The organism is Parabacteroides sp. PF5-9, from assembly GCF_029893105.1.
Taxonomy (GTDB): domain Bacteria; phylum Bacteroidota; class Bacteroidia; order Bacteroidales; family Tannerellaceae; genus JARXWG01.
The window spans coordinates 1-23,598 of record NZ_JARXWG010000008.1 but is presented as its reverse complement, the minus strand read 5'-3'; the positions used below and the strand labels follow the sequence as shown (position 1 = coordinate 23,598).

At 40.3% G+C, this 23,598-nt stretch carries 19 protein-coding genes; 13 read left to right on the top strand and 6 right to left on the bottom strand.

Translation table 11 applies throughout. The annotated features are described in order from the left end of the window. Positions 1 to 139: 139 nt before the first annotated feature. A complete protein-coding gene (locus M2135_RS06225; RefSeq protein WP_280747746.1) occupies positions 140 to 757 on the bottom strand; it encodes a hypothetical protein in 618 nt (205 codons plus the stop codon). Positions 758 to 1,285: 528 nt separating this feature from the next. Here M2135_RS06225 and M2135_RS06220 point away from each other — a divergent pair. From M2135_RS06220 to M2135_RS06190, 7 genes are all read left to right on the top strand, one after another. Further along, on the top strand, positions 1,286 to 2,029 hold the full coding sequence (locus M2135_RS06220; protein WP_280747745.1) for an NUDIX domain-containing protein: 744 nt from the start codon (positions 1,286 to 1,288) through the stop codon (positions 2,027 to 2,029). Positions 2,030 to 2,047: 18 nt separating this feature from the next. Next, positions 2,048 to 3,538: an FGGY family carbohydrate kinase gene (locus M2135_RS06215; protein ID WP_280747744.1), complete on the top strand. Its 1,491-nt coding sequence runs from the start codon at positions 2,048 to 2,050 to the stop codon at positions 3,536 to 3,538. A gap of 21 nt (positions 3,539 to 3,559) precedes the next feature. Further along, positions 3,560 to 4,888, top strand: a complete 1,329-nt coding sequence (xylA, locus tag M2135_RS06210; protein WP_280747743.1) for a xylose isomerase — start codon at positions 3,560 to 3,562, stop codon at positions 4,886 to 4,888. Positions 4,889 to 4,984: 96 nt separating this feature from the next. Then, positions 4,985 to 6,532 (top strand): D-xylose transporter XylE, encoded by a 1,548-nt coding sequence (xylE, locus tag M2135_RS06205; protein WP_280747742.1) that lies wholly within the window; start codon positions 4,985 to 4,987, stop codon positions 6,530 to 6,532. A 314-nt stretch (positions 6,533 to 6,846) separates the two neighbouring features. Then, positions 6,847 to 8,001: an efflux RND transporter periplasmic adaptor subunit gene (locus M2135_RS06200; protein WP_280747741.1), complete on the top strand. Its 1,155-nt coding sequence runs from the start codon at positions 6,847 to 6,849 to the stop codon at positions 7,999 to 8,001. Beyond that, a complete protein-coding gene (locus tag M2135_RS06195) occupies positions 7,998 to 11,177 on the top strand; it encodes a multidrug efflux RND transporter permease subunit (protein WP_280747740.1) in 3,180 nt (1,059 codons plus the stop codon). The genes M2135_RS06200 and M2135_RS06195 overlap by 4 nt, the downstream gene beginning before the upstream one ends. Continuing rightward, the gene (locus M2135_RS06190; RefSeq protein ID WP_280747739.1) at positions 11,174 to 12,559 is read left to right on the top strand and encodes an efflux transporter outer membrane subunit; all 1,386 of its coding nucleotides are present in this window, start codon (positions 11,174 to 11,176) and stop codon (positions 12,557 to 12,559) included. Before M2135_RS06195 ends, M2135_RS06190 begins: the two co-directional genes overlap by 4 nt. Before the next feature lie 85 nt (positions 12,560 to 12,644). Here the strand turns inward: M2135_RS06190 and M2135_RS06185 are convergent, their stop codons facing one another. Continuing rightward, positions 12,645 to 13,916, bottom strand: a complete 1,272-nt coding sequence (locus tag M2135_RS06185; protein ID WP_280747738.1) for a hemolysin family protein — start codon at positions 13,914 to 13,916, stop codon at positions 12,645 to 12,647. Between the two features lie 172 nt (positions 13,917 to 14,088). On the opposite strand from M2135_RS06185, the gene pheS reads away from it, so the two are divergent. From pheS to M2135_RS06165, 4 genes are all read left to right on the top strand, one after another. Beyond that, positions 14,089 to 15,108, top strand: coding sequence for a phenylalanine--tRNA ligase subunit alpha (gene pheS, locus M2135_RS06180; protein ID WP_280747737.1), 1,020 nt, complete (start codon positions 14,089 to 14,091; stop codon positions 15,106 to 15,108). Between the two features lie 69 nt (positions 15,109 to 15,177). Then, positions 15,178 to 15,558 carry a fluoride efflux transporter CrcB gene (gene crcB / locus M2135_RS06175; protein ID WP_280747736.1) on the top strand — a complete coding sequence of 127 codons (381 nt, stop codon included), beginning with the start codon at positions 15,178 to 15,180 and terminating at the stop codon, positions 15,556 to 15,558. Between the two features lies 1 nt (position 15,559). Continuing rightward, positions 15,560 to 16,198, top strand: coding sequence for an endonuclease III (nth, locus tag M2135_RS06170; RefSeq protein ID WP_280747735.1), 639 nt, complete (start codon positions 15,560 to 15,562; stop codon positions 16,196 to 16,198). After that, a complete protein-coding gene (locus M2135_RS06165) occupies positions 16,195 to 17,112 on the top strand; it encodes a hypothetical protein (RefSeq protein WP_280747734.1) in 918 nt (305 codons plus the stop codon). Before nth ends, M2135_RS06165 begins: the two co-directional genes overlap by 4 nt. Here M2135_RS06165 and M2135_RS06160 read toward each other — a convergent pair. The 3 genes from M2135_RS06160 to M2135_RS06150 all read right to left on the bottom strand — a co-directional run bounded on the left by M2135_RS06160 (position 17,109) and on the right by M2135_RS06150 (position 19,939). Further along, positions 17,109 to 17,864 carry an MBL fold metallo-hydrolase gene (locus M2135_RS06160; RefSeq protein ID WP_280747733.1) on the bottom strand — a complete coding sequence of 252 codons (756 nt, stop codon included), beginning with the start codon at positions 17,862 to 17,864 and terminating at the stop codon, positions 17,109 to 17,111. The two genes, M2135_RS06165 and M2135_RS06160, sit on opposite strands and share 4 nt — an antisense overlap. Then, positions 17,864 to 18,877: a UDP-N-acetylmuramate dehydrogenase gene (gene murB, locus M2135_RS06155; protein WP_280747732.1), complete on the bottom strand. Its 1,014-nt coding sequence runs from the start codon at positions 18,875 to 18,877 to the stop codon at positions 17,864 to 17,866. Before murB ends, M2135_RS06160 begins: the two co-directional genes overlap by 1 nt. 102 nt (positions 18,878 to 18,979) lie before the next feature. Continuing rightward, on the bottom strand, positions 18,980 to 19,939 hold the full coding sequence (locus tag M2135_RS06150; RefSeq protein ID WP_280747731.1) for a hypothetical protein: 960 nt from the start codon (positions 19,937 to 19,939) through the stop codon (positions 18,980 to 18,982). Positions 19,940 to 20,146: 207 nt separating this feature from the next. Between M2135_RS06150 and M2135_RS06145 the strand changes: the two genes are divergently transcribed. Further along, positions 20,147 to 20,422, top strand: coding sequence for an HU family DNA-binding protein (locus M2135_RS06145; RefSeq protein WP_280747730.1), 276 nt, complete (start codon positions 20,147 to 20,149; stop codon positions 20,420 to 20,422). Between the two features lie 402 nt (positions 20,423 to 20,824). Then, positions 20,825 to 21,301: a thioredoxin gene (gene trxA, locus M2135_RS06140; RefSeq protein ID WP_280747729.1), complete on the top strand. Its 477-nt coding sequence runs from the start codon at positions 20,825 to 20,827 to the stop codon at positions 21,299 to 21,301. A gap of 100 nt (positions 21,302 to 21,401) precedes the next feature. On the opposite strand, the gene M2135_RS06135 is transcribed toward trxA, so the two are convergent. After that, the gene (locus tag M2135_RS06135; protein WP_280747728.1) at positions 21,402 to 23,288 is read right to left on the bottom strand and encodes a TonB-dependent receptor; all 1,887 of its coding nucleotides are present in this window, start codon (positions 23,286 to 23,288) and stop codon (positions 21,402 to 21,404) included. Positions 23,289 to 23,598: the final 310 nt, after the last annotated feature.

The window sequence follows — 23,598 nt, the reverse complement described above, 5'->3', positions numbered from 1 at the left end:
ATGACGATGAAAAGAGAAAAAAGAAAACACGAACGGATATATCTACAGGCTATATTTTTAAGAATCAAGGCAAAACCGCTTTCCAAAAAAAATAGTCTTTTTACTTTTTCTTTACTTCCTGTTGAGATGAAAATTATTCTCAACGCTTTTTGAAGACGACATTCGAAAAATAACCTGTTTCCAGTATGAAATCTTCATGCGAACAGATAAACAACCCCACATAACAATCCTCCGGCAGTTCCAATTCGACCTGAGCATCCGAGATCTCCAAATCGCCTTTTCCTGATCGTATCAAGACGGTATTTCCTTTTCTTTCCAGATAAATGGATGTTGGAGCCTTTGCGGCAGAAACCACCTCTTCGGTCAACCCTGCTTCAATTTTGCGGTATTGTAAAGAGGTCAAACCATCTCCGTGGACAGCGATATCCGCATAACGAGAACCGGGTTCCAGTTTCTCTCGGAGAATAAGACCGATCTTACGATGAGCATTCGTGCCTTCCCCTTCAAAAGCGATATCCGCAGACAAACTAAAATCGCCAGTCACCTTTTTCCAATTCATAAAAAAAGCATCCGCATGGTCCCACATATTCAATCCGCCGGCTTCCATGGTATAAACTCCCGTCTTTTTATCAAAAAAGACACTACCCGGTACTTTTACATCACCAATATCCTGAGCCCCTTCAAATAGATCCTTCTGTCCACATCCGACAAAGGCGATTACAAGAGCAACACATAAAAACAGATTTCGAACTTTCATAAGTATTATTGTATAGTTGTATCAAAATAATGCAAATATAGTCATAACTTTTCACCCTTGTCTGAAAGACTTTTTTGTCAGACGTAGATCCATTTTTTGTTAGAGGTACGTCTAAATGAATTTAGAGGTACGTGTAAATCGATTTAGAGGTACCTCTAAAACATTTTAGACGTACCTCTAACAGAAAAGTGTTCATGATGGCTCAAAAAAAGCGTTGGGTGCTTTCACAAAAGCTTCTGTATCGCACAAAAAAGCAGTGGTGTTATTTGACTACCGATTCACATCAACAACTGAAATATGATGTAAAAAAAACAGCTGTTTGTATCCCTGTTCGCTTATTGTTATTTTTTTCAGACAAACAGTTTCAGACTATATTGTTATAAGTACATTATCTTCAAGAATTCATATTGTACAAAGTAAGATAATGAAATATCAGATAAATAGACTATTATAGCTATTAAAAAAAATATTTAATTACTTGTAAAGTAAAAAAATTACATATATTTGCATCCATCTGATATAGAAAACATGGAAACACAAGAAAAGAGAAAAGACATGCTCTATTCACACGTCTCAGTAGATTGTGTGTTGTTGGGAATTAGTGAAGACCAACTTTCTGTATTATTAGTGGAAAGGAGTGATGTTGACGGAAACAAAATAGGTTTCAAACTACCCGGCAGTTTGATTTACGACACCGAGACGCTTGATGAAGCGGCTTATCGGGTGTTAAACGAAACTACAGGTCTTAAACGAATATCGCTCAAACAGTTTCGCTGTTTCGGTTCTCCATCGCGTACCAAAAACAAAGACGATCTGCAGTGGTTGGAAAATGCATTAAAACTGAATAAAGTCAGTCGAATAGTCACTGTAGCCTATCTCGCCTTATGCAAAAACACCCGTAAGTTCAACCCTTCTTATAAATACGATGAAGCGCAATGGTTTAAAGTAGATCAGATTCCACATCTCCCTTTCGATCATAAAGAAATTATTGAAGCTGCAGTGCAGGAAATGCGCGCATGGATGGAAAAAGAGCCGGCGATTGTCTTTGACTATTTGCCTTCAAAATTTACTGCTTTTCAATTGAGACGGACTTATGAGATCATTTATAACAAAGAGATGGATGTCCGGAATTTTCATAAAAAGATGAATTCGCTGGAATATGTTGTGCCGACAGACGACATACAAGACGGAGTGGCTCATCGAGCGGCACGGTATTACCGTTTTGATAAAGTAAAGTACAACAAACAGCGATCAAAATTTAATAAAAACTGATTCAAACAAGTCTATATTATGTATTTACTGGGATGTGATATTGGTAGTTCTTCGATCAAAGCCTCGATTGTCGAAGTAGAAACCGGGCAAGCTGTCGGGACTGATTTTTATCCGAAAGAGGAGGCTCCTATGATAGCGGCAAAGCCCGGCTGGGCAGAACAACATCCGGAAGATTGGTGGAACAATCTGAAAGAGGCGATCCGGGGAGCGATTCAAAAAGCAAACATTGATGGCCGCCAGATCCGGGCGATCGGCATCTCTTATCAAATGCACGGTTTGGTCGTGGTTGATAAAAACAAGAACGTGCTCCGTCCTTCCATTATCTGGTGCGACAGCCGAGCCGTTCCATATGGTGACCGGGCATTTAAAACGATCGGAGAGGAAAAATGTCTGTCACATCTATTGAACTCACCGGGTAATTTTACGGCCTCAAAGTTAGCCTGGGTAAAAGAACATGAACCGGCTTTATTCAGTTCTATTCATAAAATAATGTTGCCTGGCGATTACATCGGTATGCGGTTGACCGGTGATATCATCACCACCATCTCCGGATTGTCGGAAGGTATTTTCTGGGATTTCAAAACGAACAGACTCTCTGAGGAGTTAATGAACCATTATGGTTTTAGTCCGGAACTAATCGCAGACATTCGCCCCACATTCGGATTGCAAGGAGAATTATTAGGTTCGGTGGCCGATGAGTTGGGCCTAAAAAAAGGAACACCCGTCACCTACCGCGCTGGCGATCAGCCCAACAATGCCTTATCGTTAAATGTGCTCAACCCGGGAGAGATAGCGGCTACCGGAGGAACTTCCGGAGTGGTATACGGTGTAAACGAACATGTCAATTACGATACACTCTCTCGGGTAAACTCTTTTGCACATGTCAATCATTCATTCGAAAAGATTCGTCTGGGCGTGCTTTTATGTATCAATGGAGTGGGAATTCTCAACTCCTGGATTAAACGAAATATTGCCCCCCAAGGGATCAGTTATGACCAACTCAACGAGTTGGCATCGACTATCCCGATTGGTTCGGATGGGATATCGATCATTCCTTTTGGCAATGGAGCAGAACGAATCATGCAAAACAAAGAAGCCAACTGTTCAATACACGACATAAATTTCAATATCCACAACAAAACACATCTGGCTCGTGCCGCACAGGAAGGCATTGTCTTTGCTTTCAAATACGGTATGGATATTATGAACGATATGGGAATTGATATCAGCATTATTCGTGCAGGGAATGCAAATATGTTTTTAAGTCCGATTTTCAGAGAAGCTTTGGCTGGTGTAACTGGGGCTGTTATCGAACTGTTCGACACGAATGGAGCCGTAGGTGCAGCCAAAGGTGCCGGAATTGGTGCCGGGATTTATAACTCACCGGAAGAAGCCTTCGCCTCATTACAAAAGATCGATGTGATCGAACCCGACGGCTTCAAAGCGGATAAATACTGTGCTGCCTTCGAGATCTGGAAAGAGAGACTCCAACAATCAAATATTATCTAACAATTTAATACCAATCATTTTATGAGTTTTTATAAAGGTGAAAAAGAATTCTTTTCCGGAATAGGAAAAATTCAGTTCGAAGGACGTGAGTCAAAAAATCCGTTAGCTTTTCATTATTATGATGAAAACAAGGTGGTCATGGGTAAAACATTGAAAGACCATCTGCGTTTTGCAATGGCTTATTGGCATACCTTATGTGCCGAAGGGGGCGACCCATTTGGCGGAGGCACAAAAAAATTCCCCTGGAATGAAGGAACAGATGCCATTTCACGCGCAAAATACAAAATGGATGCTGCCTTTGAATTTATGACCAAATGTAATATCCCTTATTATTGCTTCCATGATGTGGACGTGGTAGACGAACCGGCAACACTGGCGGAGTTTGAAAAACGTCTGCAGACAATGGTAACACACGCCAAAGGATTGCAACAGGCAACAGGCAAAAAATTATTATGGTCGACTGCCAATGTATTCGGACACGAACGCTATATGAACGGAGCAGCTACTAATCCGAATTTTCCGGTTGTGGCATGCGCTGCTACTCAAATAAAAAATGCCATTGACGCCTGTATCGAACTGGGTGGTGAGAATTATGTCTTCTGGGGCGGACGTGAAGGGTACATGAGTCTGCTTAATACCGATATGAAACGCGAAAAAGAACATCTGGCTATGTTGTTGACAATCGCACGGGATTACGGACGTAAAAACGGATTCAAAGGGACTTTCCTTATTGAACCTAAACCGATGGAACCGACCAAACACCAGTATGATGTCGATGCTGAAACAGTGATCGGGTTCCTCCGTCATTACGGATTGGATAAAGATTTTGCCCTGAATATCGAAGTGAACCATGCGACCTTGGCCGGCCATACTTTCGAACATGAACTACAAGCTGCTGCCGATGCCGGTATGTTGTGTAGTATCGATGCTAATCGCGGGGATTACCAGAATGGATGGGATACCGATCAATTCCCCATGGATATTTATGAACTGACACAGGCATGGCTGGTTATTCTGGAAGCGGGAGGATTAACTACCGGAGGTACGAACTTCGACGCAAAAACCCGTCGTAACTCGACCGATCTGGAAGATATTTTCATTGCACATATCGGTGGAATGGATGCTTTTGCCCGTGCACTTCTCGTAGCGGCAGACATTCTCGAACATGCTGATTACCGGAAAATGCGTAAAGAACGTTACGCCAGTTTCGATCGTGGTGAAGGAAAAGCTTTTGAAGAGGGCAAGTTGACATTGGAAGACCTTCGGACAATTGCACTTCGCGATAGCGAACCGCAGCAGATCAGCGGCAAACAGGAGTTATATGAGATGATAATCAACAATCATATTTAACATTTACAGCCTTTAAGGTTGACATATAGACAACCTGATCCCGTGCGTATTGCACGGGATCAGGTTTCTCTTATTCTCCATAAAAATCTACTGATTATGAAGAACAACAATAATTATATTTTCGGTCTCACCTTAGTGGCCACATTAGGAGGTCTGTTGTTTGGATACGACACAGCTGTAATATCAGGAACTGTCGAATCTTTACGTAAGTTCTTCATCGAACCGTACCACCTACCATTGGATCAGGCAAATGCTTTAGAGGGCTTTGTGGTCAGCAGTGCACTTATCGGATGTATTTTCGGTGCATCCTTTGCCGGCTGGATCAGTCAGCGTTACGGTCGTCGCCCGACACTGATAATGGCTGCAATACTGTTTCTTTTTTCTGCTTTAGGCTCGGCATGGCCGGAACTGTTTATGGGGATGCCAGGAAGTGGAGATCATACACTTATGTACCTATTTGTATGTTACCGCATTATCGGTGGTATTGGCGTAGGATTGGCATCCATGGTGTCACCAATGTATATTGCCGAAGTAGCACCGGCTGATCGTCGGGGAAACCTGGTGGCCTGGAATCAGTTTGCCATTATTTTCGGGATGCTTGTCGTCTATTTTGTAAACTATACCATTGCCCTGCAAGGGGATGCTTCATGGTTACACCAGATCGGATGGCGGTGGATGTTTGCTTCCGAAATAATCCCGGCACTACTCTTCTTAATCTTATTGATGTTCGTGCCGGAGACACCGCGTTATCTGGTTATGCGTGGACAAAACGAAAAAGCATTCTCTATTCTCGGCAAATTAATGGATAAGAAAGAAGCAGACAAAGAACTCGTTGCTATTCAGGAAAGTTTTAAAGAGAAAACACCTTCCCTCCGCCCCTATTATACGTTTATGGGGACATGGCTCGTTTTATTCATCATCGCGTTTGCATTATTAAAACTAACAGGAAACACCAATGCGCTCGAAATTTCACTGATAGGTAGTTTCTTTATCTCATTACTATTACCGATACGCTCTTACGGTATCTTAATTATCATGGTTGGCGTGTTATTATCTGCCTTCCAGCAATTTGTAGGGATTAACGTCGTTCTTTATTATGCACCCGAAATATTTAAAACAATGGGAGCAGAAACAGATGCGGCTTTATTACAACAGATTATCGTAGGAGCCGTCAATTTATCGTTTACTGTCTTAGCCATTTTTACTGTTGATCGATTCGGACGTCGCCCGTTAATGATTATTGGCGCTTTGATTATGGCCGTTTCAATGATGACTCTGGGCACTACATTTTATACACATTCCGTCGGCATAGGTTCTTTGATATGTATGTTGGTATATACAGCCGGATTTGCGATGTCATGGGGACCGGTATGCTGGGTACTTTTAGCTGAAATATTCCCCAACTCCATTCGTTCTACTGTAATGAGCATCGCAGTGGCTGCCCAATGGATTGCCAACTTTCTGGTTTCATGGACATTCCCTATGCTCGACAAGAACCAACACCTCACCGAAGTTTTTAACCACGGCATGGCCTACTGGATCTACGGATTCATGGGAATCTTAGCAGCATTATTTATTTGGAAATTTGTTCCCGAGACGAAAGGTAAAAGCCTTGAAGAGATGGAGCAGTACTGGAAAAGATAAGTATATTGAAAGCGTAAAGCCAATGATAACTGCGCGTAGCAAGCGCGAGATGATGCATAGCCGTATATGTTGTGAAGCAACATATACGGCTATGCACATTTTGCCACTACGTGGTTGACAGACCAATTGGATGGATCAAGTTGACCAACCTTCGGATTACGTTATCAACCAAATACCCCATGAAACTCATTCGTCAGATTAACATATTCCACATTGTATTTGTTATTAATATAGAGCGTTATCACCTTTAATTAAGAACAGCAATGCAATTGTTGCCTGTTTCATTACTTTTTTAAAGTTAAAATGAATTTAAAATGCAACTAAAGAAAACAATAACCTTAGCGATCCTTTTATTAGGGATAACAGGCTGTAGACCGAAAGAAGAACAACAATTACCGATTGTTATCGTCGACAAGCCAGCAAAAGAAAATGTAGAAATTTACGGTGAATATGTCGGACGAATTCGTGCGTCGAGTTTTGTGGAAGTACATGCACGTGTGGAAGGATACCTCGAAAAAATGCTTTTTGAAGAAGGTAAACGTGTCAAACAAAATGATCCTTTATTTATTATCAGTTCGGCTCAATACAAAGCACGTGTAGAAAAAGCAAAGGCACAGCTTAAGAAAAGTGAAGCACAAGCGGCAAAATCCAAACGTGATGTAGAACGTCTTAAGCCGCTTTACGAACAACATGCAGCCAGTCAACTGGATTTAGACAATGCAACATCTGCCCTGGAAGATGCCGAAGCAAATATAGCCATCAGCAAAGCAGAACTCGATCAGGCGGCTTTAGAACTAAGTTACACGACTGTAACCTCTCCCCTTTCCGGATATATCAGTGAACGTTTTGTGGATGTTGGCGCACTAGTTGGCCCGGGAGCGAATTCCAAACTGGCGGCAGTGGTTAAAAGCGACACTGTATTAGTTGATTTCAAAATGACAGCTTTAGATTACCTGAAAGCGGAACAGCGTAATGTGCGTTTTGGAGAACAAGACAGTACACGCTCATGGCAACCGACCGTCACCGTAACTTTGGCTGACAATTCTGAATATTTGCTGAAAGGTATTGTCGACTTCGCTGATCCGATAGTAGATCCTCAAACCGGAACATTCGGTGTACGGGCTGAATTACCTAACCCAACCCAACGTTTACTTCCCGGGCAGTTTACCCGTGTCAAACTACTCCTTGATGTACGTGAACGCTCTATTGTTGTTCCTCGTAAAGCACTTGCTATTGAACAAGGAGGTTCTTTTATTTATATTATCCGGAAAGATGAGATAGCCGAAAAACGTTTTGTTCAAATCGGACCGGAGATTGGAAATAATGTCGTGATAGAACGAGGATTAGGAGAAAATGAACTGGTAGTCATTGAAGGGTATCATAAACTAAGTCCCGGTATCAAAGTCAGAACGATCCAGGCTGGTGAAGAAGAAGCAATCTTACAATTAAAAGAGGAGAAAGGATTATGAAATCGGGATTTTTCATTGAACGACCGATTTTTTCAACGGTATTATCTATTTTGATTGTTATTGTTGGGATTATCGGGCTTACCTTGTTGCCGGTAGATCAATATCCGCAAATTACCCCTCCCGTAGTACGGGTAAGTGCTTCTTATCCCGGAGCAAGTGCTGTAACTGTTTCACAAGCTGTTGCTACCCCTATCGAGCAGGAGTTGAACGGAACACCGGGCATGATCTATATGCAAAGTAGTAGTTCTAATTCGGGGGGATTAAATATCACGATCACATTTGATGTTTCAACAGATGTTGATTTGGCTGCCGTCGAAATACAAAATCGCGTCAAACTGGCTGAAAACCGTTTACCAACCGAAGTTGTACAAAATGGTATTACTATAGAAAAACAATCACCCAGCCAATTGATGACCCTGACTTTAATGTCGGATGACCCGAAATTTGATGAGATTTACCTGAGTAACTTCGCTACTGTAAACATATTGGATGTTTTACGCCGAATACCCGGAGTAGGAAGAATTTCAAATGTAGGAAGCCGCTATTACGGGATGCAGATATGGGTCTATCCAGACAGATTGGCTAATATGGGATTAACTGTAAAAGATCTGCAAAATGCTTTACAAGATCAAAATCGGGAATCTGCTGCAGGTGAATTAGGAAAACAGCCAATATTCGATGTGGATATCACCTTACCCATTACTGCTCCGGGCCGATTATCAACAGTAACAGAGTTCGAAGATATAGTCGTTCGTGCGAACCCGGACGGAAGTATTGTCAGAATAAAAGATGTGGCACGTGTTTCACTTGAAGCCTCTTCTTATTCGACTGAAAGTGGCATCAATGGTAAAAATGCGGCGATACTAAGTATTTATATGCTTCCGGGAAGTAATGCGTTGGAAGTTGCTGCGGAAGTAAAAAAAGCGATGAAAGAAATCAGTCGTAATTTCCCGGAAAGACTGGAGTATAATTTCCCTTTCGATATGACAGAATACATTTCCCAATCCATACATGAAGTATACAAAACCTTGTTTGAAGCGTTGTTTCTTGTCATACTCGTCGTTTTCCTCTCACTGCAAAACTGGAGAGCAGCTCTCATTCCCACTATCGCTGTTCCGATCTCACTGATTGGTACATTTGGATTTATGTTAATGATGGGGTTTTCACTCAATATATTGACTTTGCTTGGATTAGTTTTAGCCATTGGAATAGTCGTAGATGATGCGATTGTTGTGGTTGAGAATGTGGAACGAATCATGGAAACGGAAGGTGTTTCACCACGCGAAGCTACGCATAAAGCGATGAAAGAACTTTCGGGTGCACTGATCGCAACCTCCATGGTTCTGGCAGCCGTATTTGTTCCGGTCAGTTTTCTGGGAGGAATCACCGGTCTATTGTACAGACAATTCTCTGTAACCATTGTTGTATCCGTACTTCTTTCAACAGTGGTAGCTTTAACATTAAGTCCTGCAATGTGTGCCATCCTTTTGCGCCCCTCTTCAGACAGAAAAAATATTGTCTTCCGTAAAATCAACAAATGGCTGGTCAAAGGAAATACCCGGTATACCCTCACATTGCAACAAGCAATTAGTAACCCCAAACGATTACTCGCTGGTTTCGGAATGGTTTTAATCTTTATATTCGTATTGAACAGAATCTTACCCACCAGCTTTATTCCGGAGGAAGATCAGGGATTTTTTACGGTTGAACTGGAAATGCCCGAAGGGACTACGCTGGAACGTACTCGCAAAGTGACTGATCGTGCAATTGCCTATCTTCAAAGTCAAGAAGCCGTCGCATATGTTCAAAATGTAACAGGGAGCAGTTCCCGGGTCGGGACCTCTCAAAGTCGGGCAATGCTTACTGTTATATTAAAACCTTGGAAAAAACGTAAATCTTCCGGAATGAAAGTGGAAGATGTGATGGATGCTGCCCGGAAAGAATTCTATTACTATCCGGAAATCAAGGCATATATAAATCGCCCTCCTGTTATTCCGGGATTAGGAGAAAGCGGAGGACTTGAAATGCAGTTGGAAGCACGTGGAGATGCAACTTGGAATAACCTGGTTGATGCCAGAGATACTTTTCTCTATTATGCATCACAAGCCGCTGAATTACAAAATATATCTTCTGCTTTACAATCAGAAATACCACAGTTATATTTCGATGTTGACCGCGATAGAGCCAAATCGTTAGGAATTCCGCTATCAGACATATTTTCAACGATGAAAGCCTATCTTGGTTCGGTATATGTAAATGATTTCAATATGTTCAATCGTATATACCGTGTTTATATCCAGGCTGAGGCGCCTTATCGTGCGACTCAAAATGATCTCGGATTATTTTTTGTGCGTACTTCCAACGGAGCGATGGTGCCATTAACCGTTTTGGGAACGACCCAATACACAACAGGTCCCGGGACAATCAAACGGTTTAACATGTTCAATACAGCCTCTGTGAATGCTGTAGCCTCCCAGGGGTACAGTACCGGAGAAGCCATGGCTGCTATGGAAGAAATTGCGAATGAACATCTTCCAGAAAATATTGGTCTTGAATGGAGTGGTTTATCTTATCAGGAAAAACAAGCCGGAGGACAAACTGGATTCGTACTTGCCTTAGTTTTTCTGTTTGTTTTTCTGTTTCTTGCCGCTTTATATGAGAGTTGGATTGTTCCTATTGCTGTCTTATTGTCATTACCCGTGGCTACTTTAGGAGCCTATCTTGGAATATGGATAATGGGTCTGGAAAATGATATTTATTTTCAGATCGGACTGGTTACGCTCATTGGCGTAGCGGCAAAAAACGCCATATTGATCGTGGAATTTGCAAAAATCAAGGTCGACAAAGGAGTAGAAATCAGCAAAGCTGCCATTCATGCTGCGCAAATGCGTTTCCGTCCGATTTTGATGACTTCATTGGCTTTTATTCTGGGTATGTTGCCAATGGTTCTGGCCAGCGGTCCAGGGTCAGCCTCACGGCATAGTATCGGCACCGGTGTCTTTTTCGGTATGTTGGTCGCTATATCTATTGGTATTGTCATGGTACCGTTTTTCTTCGTAATGGTCTATAAAATAAAAGACAAATTACAGATACATCAGATTGTAAAAGATCAACAGATAACTAAGAGATCTTCAAGGTGGATTGAAAAACTAAGACTTAACCGTATTCAAAAATGAAACAAAAAAAGTATTCTCTCAAGCCGTTAGTAGTGCTACTGTTTGTTCTTATTCTAACGTCCTGTAAAATCGGGACAAAATATGCACGTCCGGATTTAAATCTCCCATCAGTGATTGCTACAGCATCTGACAGTACTTCTATTATCACCGATATACCTTGGGAAAGTTTATACAGGGACGATATACTACAGCAATTAATTCATAAAGCGCTTGAAAACAACAAGGATATGCTCATTGCCGCTGCACGCATAAAAGAGATGATCGCTTTAAAACGTATCTCTTTCGCCGATCAATTTCCTGAAATAAACGCTCGCTTCAATGCACAAAAAGAACAACTAAACTATGGTGGAGATAATCCGAAGCCAGATCCGGAATTTTCAGGTAAATTGACACTGGCTTGGCAAATAGACTTCTTCGGCAATCTTCGCTGGGCCAATGAAGCCAATATCGCAGCTTATATGCAATCTGTCGATGCACAAAAAGCGCTTCAACTGACAATTATTTCCGAAGTTGCCACTAATTATTACCAACTCAAAGCTTTAGATAAAGAATTATACATTATTCAACAGACACTGGAAGCCCGCCGTGAAGGGGTTCGCTTAGCAAAATTACGTTATGAAGGAGGTTTAACCTCAGAGACCGCCTACAATCAGGCACAAGTCGAACTTGCCCGTACCGAAACATTGATACCGACACTTGAAAGAGATATCAAAATAAAAGAAAATGACATCTCCGTTTTACTCGGTCAATACAGTGAAAATATACCAAGAAGCAACCTCTGGGAGTATGAAAAACTCCCGGAAACACTTCCGGTTGGATTACCTTCCGAACTTTTGGAAAGAAGACCGGATATACGCCTGGCCGAACAAAAACTACGAGAAGCGAATGCACGGGTGGGTATTGCCTATACCCATTTGTTCCCAAAAATAAGTCTGACAGGCAATTTAGGCGGTGAAAGCGATGATCTTGGCAATCTATTAAAGAGTCCCGCCTGGTTCATAGCCGGAGATTTACTTCAGCCGCTCTTTGCAATGGGCAAAAACAAAGCGCGACTAAAAGTTGCACAAGCGCAGTATGAACAACAGGTATACAGTTATCAAAAGAATGTATTACAAGCTTTCCGGGAAGTCAGCAACGCAATTATTACAACGCAAAAAGTTAAAGAGATTCGTCTATCAAGCGAAGAACTGGAATCAACAGCTAAAAATTATCTTCAATTAGCACAACTACAATATATCAATGGAATTATTAATTATATGGATGTACTGGATGCACAACGCGGTTTACTCGATGCTCAAATCGGACTGAATAATGCCGTACTAAACGAACAGCTGGCAATCGTTAATTTATACAAAGCGCTGGGAGGGAGTTACACCTTTTAGAAGAATAGACAAAACAACGAAAAGAACAATTTTAAAACATATTCAAACAGATAAAAACAAAAAAATATTCATCAGACAAACAAAATCAATCCATATTTCTTTTTACTAAAACTTTATCTATACGTGCACCATCCATATCTACGATCTCAAATTCAAATGTAAGCCAATTCAGCTTTTCTCCGGTTTTAGGTACATAGCCTAACAGTTGCAGAATCAACCCACTCAAAGTATTATAATCGTAATCAGTATATAGTTCTCCCAGACCAAAATGGGACAAAAAATCATAAAAAGAACATTGACCTTCAACTAAAAAGGAGCCATCAGATCGCTCTACAAATTCTAAATCTTCGCCAGCTTCCGGCAATTGCCCTATTAAACCCTCCAAGATATCCTTCATTGTTACAATTCCTTGAATACCTCCAAACTCATCTGTCACCAAGCCATATTTTACACGAGATTTTTTAAATTGCGCCAACGCATTATATACACTTTGATTTTCCGGAAGATATTGGGCAGGACGAATGTATTCATTCAATTTAAAACCAGGAGAATCTATTTTACCAAATAAATCTTTTAAATAAACAACACCCAACACATCATCCAATCTCCCGGAGATAACCGGATATATATTGAATAGATTTTCCATCACTTTTTCACGAATAACCTCAATACTATCTGTTATATCCAACCAGACCAAGTCATTGCGATATGTCATAATCGAACTAATATTCCGGTCCCCCAAGTTAAATACACGTTCAACAATATGTTGTTCAACTTCTTGTATCTCTCCTACTTCAAGACCTTCTTTCACAATAGCCTTAATTTCTTCTTCCGTGACCTTACTCTCCTCAATCTTATCCACGCCTAACACTTTTACAACACATGAAGTACTTGCTGACAACAGCCACACAAAAGGAGAAGCAATCATAGAGAGTATAAACATCGGTTTAGCCACAATCTCCGACACTTTCTCAGCAAAGCCCATACCGATTCGCTTAGGCACTAACTCACCAAAAATCAGTGTCAAATAGGTCACAACAATGACTATTGTCGTCTTAGCTATCATCAAAGCGTAAGGTTGTAAAAACGGTATACGATCAATAATCTCTGCAAAATCTTTTGCAAAAGCTTCGCCGGAATATAAACCGGTTAAAATACCAATCAAAGTAATCCCTATCTGAACTGTGGAAAGAAAACGATCGGGCTCATTCGCCAATTGCAATGCTGTTTGTGCCGATTTATTACCCTTTTTAGCATCTATTTCGAGGCGTGCCTTTCGTGCCGAAACCAACGCAATTTCTGCCATTGAAAAAAGACCATTTAATAAAACCAATCCAACAATAATAAGTATCTCCATCAACAATGAATGTTTATCTAATTTACAAAAGACGACAAATATCAGTTGCCCCTTTGTTAAATAACAAAATAACACATATTGTGTTCTGATCAGAGAAAAAAAAGGTCAACTGATTGTATTATGGAAAGAAAGGAGTAACTTTGCCTGTCGAATAAAAAAATTAAGTTGTCAAATGCTTGAGAAAATTAAGTCTCTTCTACGGGAAATAGAAGATTTAAAAGCTACAAATGCAGAAGAATTAGAGGCCTTACGCATCAAATATCTTAGTAAAAAAGGAGAAATTTCTACGTTGATGAACGATTTCAGAAATGTTGCCTCTGAACAAAAACGTGAAGTTGGAAAACTTTTGAATGAATTAAAAACCAATACACAAGATAAAATCAACGAACTCAAAGACCGTTTTGAAAACACTCAAACTTTCGATGAAAACGTCGATTTAACAAGAACGGCCTACCCTATCGACTTAGGAACGCGACACCCTATTTCAATTGTCAAAAAAGAAATTTGTGATATCTTCGCCCGCTTGGGATTCAGTATTGCTGAAGGTCCGGAGATCGAAGATGACTGGCATGTATTCTCTTCACTGAATTTTGCAGCAGATCATCCCGCTCGAGATATGCAGGATACATTTTTCATACAACACCATCCGGACATACTGTTAAGAACACATACTTCTTCTGTACAGACACGCGTGATGGAACAACAGCAACCGCCTATCCGCATTATATGCCCCGGACGCGTATACAGAAACGAAGCCATATCCTATAGAGCACACTGTTTCTTTCATCAGGTAGAAGCGTTGTACATTGATAAAAATGTCTCTTTCACCGATCTGAAACAAGCTTTATTGTTTTTTGCAAAAGAGTTGTTCGGAGCAAACACCAATATTCGCCTACGCCCCTCTTATTTCCCTTTCACAGAACCTTCTGCCGAAATGGATATCTCCTGTAATTTATGCGGAGGCAAGGGATGCCCATTCTGTAAATATACCGGGTGGGTTGAAATATTAGGTTGCGGTATGGTTGACCCGAATGTTTTGGATAATTGTGGCATAGACAGCAACGTATATTCCGGATATGCATTAGGCATGGGTATTGAACGTATTACAAATCTTAAATATCAAGTTAAAGACTTACGCATGTTCTCAGAAAACGACATCCGCTTCCTGAGACAGTTTGAGTCGGCCAATTAAATTGACAACCTATAAATCATTACCATCCCCGGATCGGTTGTTCTGATCCGGGGAAAACACATGAGTATTATGGTAAAGATTTTGTTTCTATTAACAGGAGGAGCCATTGGAACCCTTGCACGGTATGGTGTTTCGATGTGGATACAAAAACAGATCTCCCATCCTTTTCCTTTGGGCATTTTAGCTGTAAATGTGCTGGGTTCGTTTTTAATTGGTTTTTGTTGGCATTTATCCGGCACTTTCAACCTGCCGTATCATTTCAAAATATTCCTTTTCACCGGTATATTTGGAGGCTTCACCACCTTTTCATCTTTCTCTTTGGATACGATGATGCTTTTAAAAGAAAACGAGTATAAACTTGGCATATTCAATATTCTCGCAAATAATCTTTTGGGGATCATAGCTGTATTTGCCGGATTTTTTATAGCCAAACAACTTATGCCCAAATAAGATGAAAAAAGCGGAACGATATAAAGGGGTGTTAAGCTGGTTTACAGAAAATGTACCTGTTGCAGAGACTGAGTTGCAATATAAAGATCCGTTTCAGCTACTTATCGCTGTTATACTTTCAGCTCAATGTACCGACAAACGGGTCAATATGATCACACCTGCATTGTACGAAGCTTTTCCTACCGTTGAGGTACTTGCTGCAACTACCCCTGAAGTCGTTTACGAATACATCAAGAGCGTCTCCTATCCAAACAACAAAGCCAAACATCTGGTAGGTATGGCCAAAATGTTGTTGTCGGATTTTGCAGGGAAAGTACCTTCAGAGATAGAAGAGTTGATGAAATTGCCTGGAGTCGGCCGTAAAACAGCCAATGTCATAAGATCGGTAGTCTATAACAAACCTGCAATGGCTGTGGATACACATGTATTCAGAGTCTCCAATCGTATTGGATTGACAAACAACAGTAAAACACCTCTGGAAACAGAAAAAGAATTAATCAGATATATTCCTGAAGAACAAATTGCTATTGCACATCATTGGTTAATTTTACATGGACGTTATATTTGTATCGCCCGTAAACCCAAATGTGAAATCTGTGGATTGAAACCATGGTGTAAATACTTTATAAAACCGGAATGAGAACTTATCAAAAAGAAATAATCATTGTCAGCATCACTATTCTTGTTACGTTCTTTGCTGTATGGCATTTTTTCGGAAAACTTGAAGAGGAGAAACAGACTGTCGATATCGATCTGTATTCACTGGTTGCTCCCAATCCGAATGCATTAATAGCAGTAAACCGACCCTCTATTTTTTCAAGGTTAATTCTTTCACAGACAGCTATGCAAGATATTATTTCCCAGCATATTCCGGACATATTTCTTTCCATAATAGAAGCTTGTCCGACTCAATCTTCTCTCTTATTTTCCATTCATCCGCAAGGAGTCGTTTTTCTGGCGAAAGCAGATGCAAAATCGTTAGTCCAAATCGAGAAAAAGGCAATATCCCCTTTATTTAACACCTATAAACCGCAACATCAGGTCAAAGAGAATATCACATTCAATTACCTACCCGATACCGAAAATCGTTTTTTCGGTTATTACCTGCATAATGGATTCCTTGTTGCCAGTTACAGCAAAAAATTACTGGAAGAGGTCGCCAGCAAACAGATGGATTTTTTAGCATGGATTCCATCCGAAATAACAATGGCCGCCAATGCCTTCGACAGTAATGCCCCGATGAATATCCTTTTCCAGGCCGATTCATTGAATTTGTATACATCAATCACCGATTCGACTGAGTGGAGAATTCAAAACCAATGGCTTGCTGCCGACATTTTCACCAGTGAAGGAAATATCTGTTGTTATGGGAGTTATCCTTTGTCAGAACAAACGGATACGCTTTACCAATCAATGGCTGATACATTATCACTCCGTTTGAAAGAGTTATATCCTCATCTGAATATCACGGCTCAGATAGATACGGATAAAGCATATATGTATTATACCGCCTGCCATTCATCCATCCAAACTGATTCTTTAGTCTTGCATTAAAACTCAATACTCAAGCCATCATAAGCTAAATGTATATGAGAATCCAATTCCCTATCAACAACAGCGTGAAGTCCTATTCGATGACTCATATGTATTAAATAAGCCGCTTTCGGTTTAATTCGTTCTATTTGTATTAATGCCTCTTCCAAACCTTCATGAGAAGGATGAGTCCCTTTTTTCAAAGCTTCAATAACTAATACATCCAGATTTTGTAGTTTTTCGAACTCCTCCTCCGGGATAGATGTCAGGTCACTTAAATAAGCCATATGGCCTATCCGAAAACCTAAAATAGGCAATCGGCCATGCATCAATCGAATCGGAATAACAGGTATCCCAAAAATATTAAAAGACTGATTTGCAATAGAAAACAGATCCAACTGAGGAACACCTGGATACTTATTCGCGCCAAAGGCATACGGCATACGTGTTTTTATCGCCTCTATGACATTTTCTTCCGCATAGATCTGAAGATCTTTTTCCCGCCCCAACGGACGTATATCATCTAATCCTCCCACATGATCATAATGTTCATGCGTAATCAATACAGCATCTATCCACGCTATCCGATTGGAGAGCATCTGATAACGAAAATCGGGGCCGCAATCAATAATAATACGCTTCCCATCTACCTCAACCAGTGCAGATGTACGCATCCGTTTATCTCTCGTATCCCGGCTTGTACAAACTTCACACCGGCAACCAATCTCCGGCACACCCGTAGATGTGCCTGTTCCTAAAAAAGTAAATTTCATCAACCGATATATCTAACTTCCGGTATTAATTCAACACCAAACCGACTAAATACTGTATCTCGAATACTTTCCGCCACTAATGCAATTTCATCTCCTGTTGCCCCTCCCAGATTGACTAAAACGAGCGCCTGTTTTTCATAAACAGCTACTGCTCCATGTGATTGTCCTTTAAATCCACACTGCTCAATCAGCCATCCTGCAGAGACTTTCACCCGTCCGTCCGCTGCCGGATAAGAGGGCATATCAGGATATTCATTTTTCAGTTGCTGATATTTTTCCGGACTAATAATCGGATTCATAAAAAAGCTTCCCGCATTTCCTAACTGCTCAGGATCGGGCAATTTAGATTGTCGAATCCGGATAACAGCGTCACGAATCGCAGCAGGAGAAAGCCTCTGACCTTCTAATGCTTGATTTAACAGTCCGTAATCAGTATGAAAAACATGATGATTTTTGGTCAATCGGATAGTAATATAGGTGATAATATAAGGGTCGTTCTGCTCATTTTTGAAAAAACTATACCGATAACTATATTGGCACTCTTCGTTGGTAAAGATGCGTTTTTCAAAAGTCAGTTGATTATACGCTTCCACCGTTTGAATCACATCTTTTATCTCTGCCCCATACGCTCCGATATTTTGTAGTGCTGCTGCTCCGGCCTCACCAGGGATATGCGATAAGTTCTCAATACCTCCCCACTCTTTTGCAGCGGCAAAAGCAACCACATCATCCCACAGTTCACCTGCTCCCACACGAAGGATGACCTGATCCGTAGTCTCCTCTACCACTTCCATTCCTTTTATCAAAGAGTGTACAATGATCCCATTATAATCATTTAAAAACAGAAGATTACTCCCTCCCCCGATATGAAGAGACGAGCATTCCTGAAAATATTCATCACGCAGGATACGCTGCAACTCCTCTTCCGTTTCATACTCCATAAACCATCGAGCCATCACCGGCAAGTGAAATGTATTCTGTTTTTCGAGCGAATAATTCTGTTCAATTTTCATCTGTTTATTATTAAATGAACGACAAAAATACACATAAAAACCATGAAGCGACCTCTTCCTGCATGCATTTTGAATATTGAGATGAGATCGTTCTTTCTAAATTCAGAGAGAAAGTATCAGCTTGCGTTGGGCATTAAAATAGACATTCCGCTGAACTTCACCACATTGCGAAATAAGCGTCGCATAACGTTTCAATGATTGTATCCACTCTTTATGCATTTTACAGACTAATGGATTTTGAGTAGCGATATAATCTATCGCATAAAGGAACAGAAAAGAGATATTAAAATCCTTTTTTTCGACATATAAATAAGTCGTATCAAAAGGCATATTAGAGAGATAAAGATCGACCTTGTTTCCTGTAGAGAATGCACCTTCTAACGCGATTTGCTCCAGCGTTTTCAGAAAAGTGAGTAATTCTTCCTTTAATTCATTCACATCCTCTTCAGATAAAATCCCCAAATCGGCATAACAACGAATATGCTCTGTCAAATCAGCAAATATTTTCGTATCTAAAATCAAATGAGTCATAGGCATGCATTCACTTAATTCGGGTAGCTTTTTTAGAATCTGTGAGAGATTTTTTGAAAATTCAATATCTTTCATTCGTTTACCTCTTTCCAGTTTGCCATGCTGATGCATCCATCTGACATATTGAAATTTCATCAAATGCGCATGAGAGGTATAAAATGGAAACGGAAGAATACCGGAAGCGATAAACAATTCAGCATCCGATTCATCCGTCAGATAGCGAAGTACATCGAAATAGCGACTGAATACAATATAAAAATAATCATCCTCAGAAGTGATTTTATCCAGATTGATATTAAACATGGCATCCGTCGATAAGGTCATTCCTGCAATCTGATCCAAAGAGAGCCCCATCGTGTTTGCCATTATGACCGCTTCATAAAAAGTAAACGGTACCTCTCCCCTCAACCGCCGATAGGCCGCTTCTTTTCCTATTGATAGTTTTTCCATCAACAACTCTACCAGGTTAACATCTTCCATTAGATGCTCTTTTATTGCTTCTATTAATTCATTATTTAATGAATTTTTCATTTTGTATGAATTTATCGGTTTACCACTTTATTTCATTTAGCGAGATTTATAAGTGCCCAAATTTCAATTTATTACATTTATCGGAAATATTCCCGCTTTTATTTCCTCAATTAAACATAGAATCGGCAAATATACTTACAAAACGCCTCGTTTTTATAAATCACTTCCCCTACATTTGTAATGTATCACTATCAAAACAAAACAGCTATGAATAAAGCGGAATTAATTGAAGCTTTGGCTGACAAAGCCGGGTTACAAAAAAAAGAGGCTAAAAAAGTATTAGATGCCTATATGGATATTGTAACCGAATGTATGATCCGTAAAGAAGAAATTTCTCTTATTGGATTTGGAACTCTAACCCCAAGACCACAATCAAGTCGTATGGCCCGAAACCCTAAAACAGGAACCCCTGTAATGATTCAAGCGCGTACAACTGTGCGGTTCAAACCTGGGAAATATCTGTTAGAAGCCATAAACAAATAAAGAGTCTCTTTTTCGACAAAACTTCTCTTACTTCAGTAAAAGGTCAGTCAACTGAAAAGCCTGGCCTTTTCTCTTCGTCATCTCTGCTTGCAAGAACAATTCAATGATATCGTTTTATCACTTTAAAGCAGCTTTAGTCCTATTTTTCTCAAAGATAAAAGAAAAATATTAAATAATCAGAACGTATTCCCCTGTTTTGATAACCCACATCACAAGCCTATCCATCTATTTGAATCCGAATATCTTCTGGAAAGAACAACCCGTTTTAAGGTGGTTGCATAGAAGAGAGGGTTAATTTGAAAGACTAGTTTTTCATAAATTATTATCTTTTAGCGTTTTGTTGAAGACTATCGTTGATTTTATTACTAATTTTGTATACTATAAATTTGGAAAATGTGATATATGAAAAATTTGAAAAGTGTTTTTTTGATTACTCTTGCTCTGATTACGGTAAGTTGTTCGTTATCTGCCAATACAGAAAAAGAAGGAGATCCCAAGACTGGAACTGAAAAAGGAGAAGTGGTCAATCTGAATAAAGCCGATTTTCTGAGTAAAGTATTCGATTACGAAAAGAACGCTGAAAAATGGGTCTATGAAGGAGACAAACCGTGTATTATTGATTTTTATGCCGACTGGTGTCCTCCGTGCAAGAAAATTGCTCCGATCCTGAAAGATCTGGCCTCTGTTTATAAAAACGATATTGTCATCTATAAAATCAATGTCGATCAAGAACAGGAACTGGCAGCTGTATTTGGAGTACAAAATATTCCGACATTGCTTTTTATCCCTAAAGACGGACAACCACAGATCGCACAAGGTGCGCTACCCAGAGAAGTATTTGTTGAACAGATCGATTCGTTCCTGCTCAATAAAGAATAAAATACTTCCGATAAAAAGACAAAACCTGAACTTAGAGTCAGCTAGCTCTTCGTTCAGGTTTTTCAGTCAATAAAGAAGTAAGTAAATAAAATAATTATGTTCAGAAGGTCAAATCAATCCCACCCATAAAGACCGCTTTAGGCATAGGAAAACCTTCATTAATCGTATATTTCGTTGCAGTTAAGTTCTCTCCTTTAACAAACAGGTTCAATCCCTTCTCCCGGGTACCCAGCCGATAGGCCACTTTAGCATTCAGTACGGTATAATCCTCTTTTACCTTATCCGTCGTATTTATATACAAATCAAAGATAGACTGCACGTTAACATCCACGGTAAAACGTCCCGGAGTATATGTTGCCCCTACAAAAAATTTATGCTTGGGAGCAGCTAACAACGCTTTATTGGTATGCAGATAGCTATAATTCATATCCAGACTAAAATGAGTACGTAGCTGATACCGGGCATCCACTTCAACCCCTTTGTTATAAAATTTACCGGTATTCACATTTTTCGGTCGTCCGTCAAAACGTTCCGTCTGAATCATGTCTTTGCCATCAATATAAAAAGCAGTGACTTCAGCAAACAGATCGCCATCCAAGAATGTTTGCCCCACTGATACTTCATAATTCATCATACTTTCCGGTTTTAAATCCGGATTCTGCGGAGGGAACATATACATCTCACGGATATTCGGGCTTCTGAATCCTTTGGATAAAGATGCTTTTATCGCATTCCCTTCTATCGGACGGAAAGTAATGCCCGCCTGCGGTATCCATTCGCCTCCGAATGTACTGTTATGTTCATAACGCACACCACCATTCAAACTAAGTTTGTCAAACAAATCCTGTTGCATAATGAGATAACCCGCCGTTTCATCGACAGATTTATCGACCAACTCTTCCCGAACTCCATGAATACTGTCATTCCGAGCCAAACCTCCCCAGTTCTTATAGTCTATCCCTACGGTGAAACTATTTCCAGGAAATAACCGGAAAGATTGGTAGACCAACAGACCGACATTGTGATCCTCTGAATGAAACAAGAACTTACGCGGTTCACTGCCCCGATTATATCCATCGTTTATATCATGTACACCCCAGTTGTAAAATGCACGTATGGCTCCTGAACCTTTCGACCAATTATTTTCGAGAGCCAACGATGCTGTCCCACGCAGGATATCCATGATATTATCTATAATCGGTGCGGTGATCTTTCCCGGATTATGATTTTTGTATTTTGCCAGACTGATATCGGCTATGGCTTTATAACTGTCACTGAACGTATAGCCCACTTTGCCAAAACCATTAGTCATATAAAATTTCGAGTCCGCCCGATGCCCGTCTGTGCGGTCGTGATTCAGTGAAATATACGTACTTAAACGACCGATATTATAGCCATTATTGATCATATATTTCTGCGTATTATACGACCCATACATCACCCGAGCCTGTGTACGACGTCCTTCCTGATTATGCTGGCGGGTGATAATATTGACCACTCCACCCATGGCATTCGATCCATATAATAATGAACCCGGACCACGTATGACCTCTACCCGTTCGACATCCGAAGCCACATAGGTATCCGGCAAAGAATGCCCGAAAAGACCGGCCCATTGCGGTTGACCGTCGAACAGCATCAACACTTTGTTTCCCTGCCCTACTCCGCGAATATTTACCGTTCCGGCCGAACCCTCGGAAACCCCAAAACCTGTAATTCCTTTTTGAGTCACAAACAAACCGGGAACGCGCTGAGACAATACCGGCAATAAAGCAGATTCACTACTGCTTTCAATTTCATGCCTCTCAATTACTGAAATAGATAATGGCACACTATTCCGGTTTACTTTTATTTTATTCGCTGAAACAACTACCCCTTTAAGATAAATCAAACTATCAACAACGTCCGGTTCTGTAGCCGAAACATGCGGATTAAAGAATAAAAAGCCTGTTAACAGTACACATAAACACCCAAATCCTTTCCTCATTTAATTCTTTATTTGTAGACGACCTGTTTACTTGTTGTGTCGCAAAAGTAACACAATATTTTAAAAAGGTGTTACTTTTAGTATAAAAAAACAGATTCAAACGCCTTATCCCAAATACTTGCGGATTATTATCCATGCCTACAAGATTTCAACACTACGATGAAACATCCAAACAAAAAACTGAAGTGACCGATTGGTTTATTTGCGTCTTTTATAACACTTTTCTGTTAGAGGTTGTCCCGTCCTAAAATTGGTTGTCAAGTTTGACTGTTTCTAAGTTTCGAAAAAGACCAAAACACTCATGGTCCTT

What these genes read in the sequence shown, in the direction of transcription:
- trxA (WP_280747729.1), top strand. Translation starts at nt 20,825, where the DNA reads ATGAAAAATTTGAAAAGTGTTTTTTTGATTACTCTTGCTCTGATTACG.
- M2135_RS06185 (WP_280747738.1), bottom strand. Translation starts at nt 13,916, where the DNA reads ATGGAGATACTTATTATTGTTGGATTGGTTTTATTAAATGGTCTTTTT.
- M2135_RS06225 (WP_280747746.1), bottom strand. Translation starts at nt 757, where the DNA reads ATGAAAGTTCGAAATCTGTTTTTATGTGTTGCTCTTGTAATCGCCTTT.
- M2135_RS06145 (WP_280747730.1), top strand. Translation starts at nt 20,147, where the DNA reads ATGAATAAAGCGGAATTAATTGAAGCTTTGGCTGACAAAGCCGGGTTA.
- M2135_RS06200 (WP_280747741.1), top strand. Translation starts at nt 6,847, where the DNA reads ATGCAACTAAAGAAAACAATAACCTTAGCGATCCTTTTATTAGGGATA.
- nth (WP_280747735.1), top strand. Translation starts at nt 15,560, where the DNA reads ATGAAAAAAGCGGAACGATATAAAGGGGTGTTAAGCTGGTTTACAGAA.
- xylA (WP_280747743.1), top strand. Translation starts at nt 3,560, where the DNA reads ATGAGTTTTTATAAAGGTGAAAAAGAATTCTTTTCCGGAATAGGAAAA.
- M2135_RS06220 (WP_280747745.1), top strand. Translation starts at nt 1,286, where the DNA reads ATGGAAACACAAGAAAAGAGAAAAGACATGCTCTATTCACACGTCTCA.
- M2135_RS06195 (WP_280747740.1), top strand. Translation starts at nt 7,998, where the DNA reads ATGAAATCGGGATTTTTCATTGAACGACCGATTTTTTCAACGGTATTA.
- xylE (WP_280747742.1), top strand. Translation starts at nt 4,985, where the DNA reads ATGAAGAACAACAATAATTATATTTTCGGTCTCACCTTAGTGGCCACA.
- M2135_RS06215 (WP_280747744.1), top strand. Translation starts at nt 2,048, where the DNA reads ATGTATTTACTGGGATGTGATATTGGTAGTTCTTCGATCAAAGCCTCG.
- murB (WP_280747732.1), bottom strand. Translation starts at nt 18,877, where the DNA reads ATGAAAATTGAACAGAATTATTCGCTCGAAAAACAGAATACATTTCAC.
- M2135_RS06150 (WP_280747731.1), bottom strand. Translation starts at nt 19,939, where the DNA reads ATGAAAAATTCATTAAATAATGAATTAATAGAAGCAATAAAAGAGCAT.
- M2135_RS06190 (WP_280747739.1), top strand. Translation starts at nt 11,174, where the DNA reads ATGAAACAAAAAAAGTATTCTCTCAAGCCGTTAGTAGTGCTACTGTTT.
- M2135_RS06160 (WP_280747733.1), bottom strand. Translation starts at nt 17,864, where the DNA reads ATGAAATTTACTTTTTTAGGAACAGGCACATCTACGGGTGTGCCGGAG.
- pheS (WP_280747737.1), top strand. Translation starts at nt 14,089, where the DNA reads ATGCTTGAGAAAATTAAGTCTCTTCTACGGGAAATAGAAGATTTAAAA.
- M2135_RS06135 (WP_280747728.1), bottom strand. Translation starts at nt 23,288, where the DNA reads ATGAGGAAAGGATTTGGGTGTTTATGTGTACTGTTAACAGGCTTTTTA.
- crcB (WP_280747736.1), top strand. Translation starts at nt 15,178, where the DNA reads ATGGTAAAGATTTTGTTTCTATTAACAGGAGGAGCCATTGGAACCCTT.
- M2135_RS06165 (WP_280747734.1), top strand. Translation starts at nt 16,195, where the DNA reads ATGAGAACTTATCAAAAAGAAATAATCATTGTCAGCATCACTATTCTT.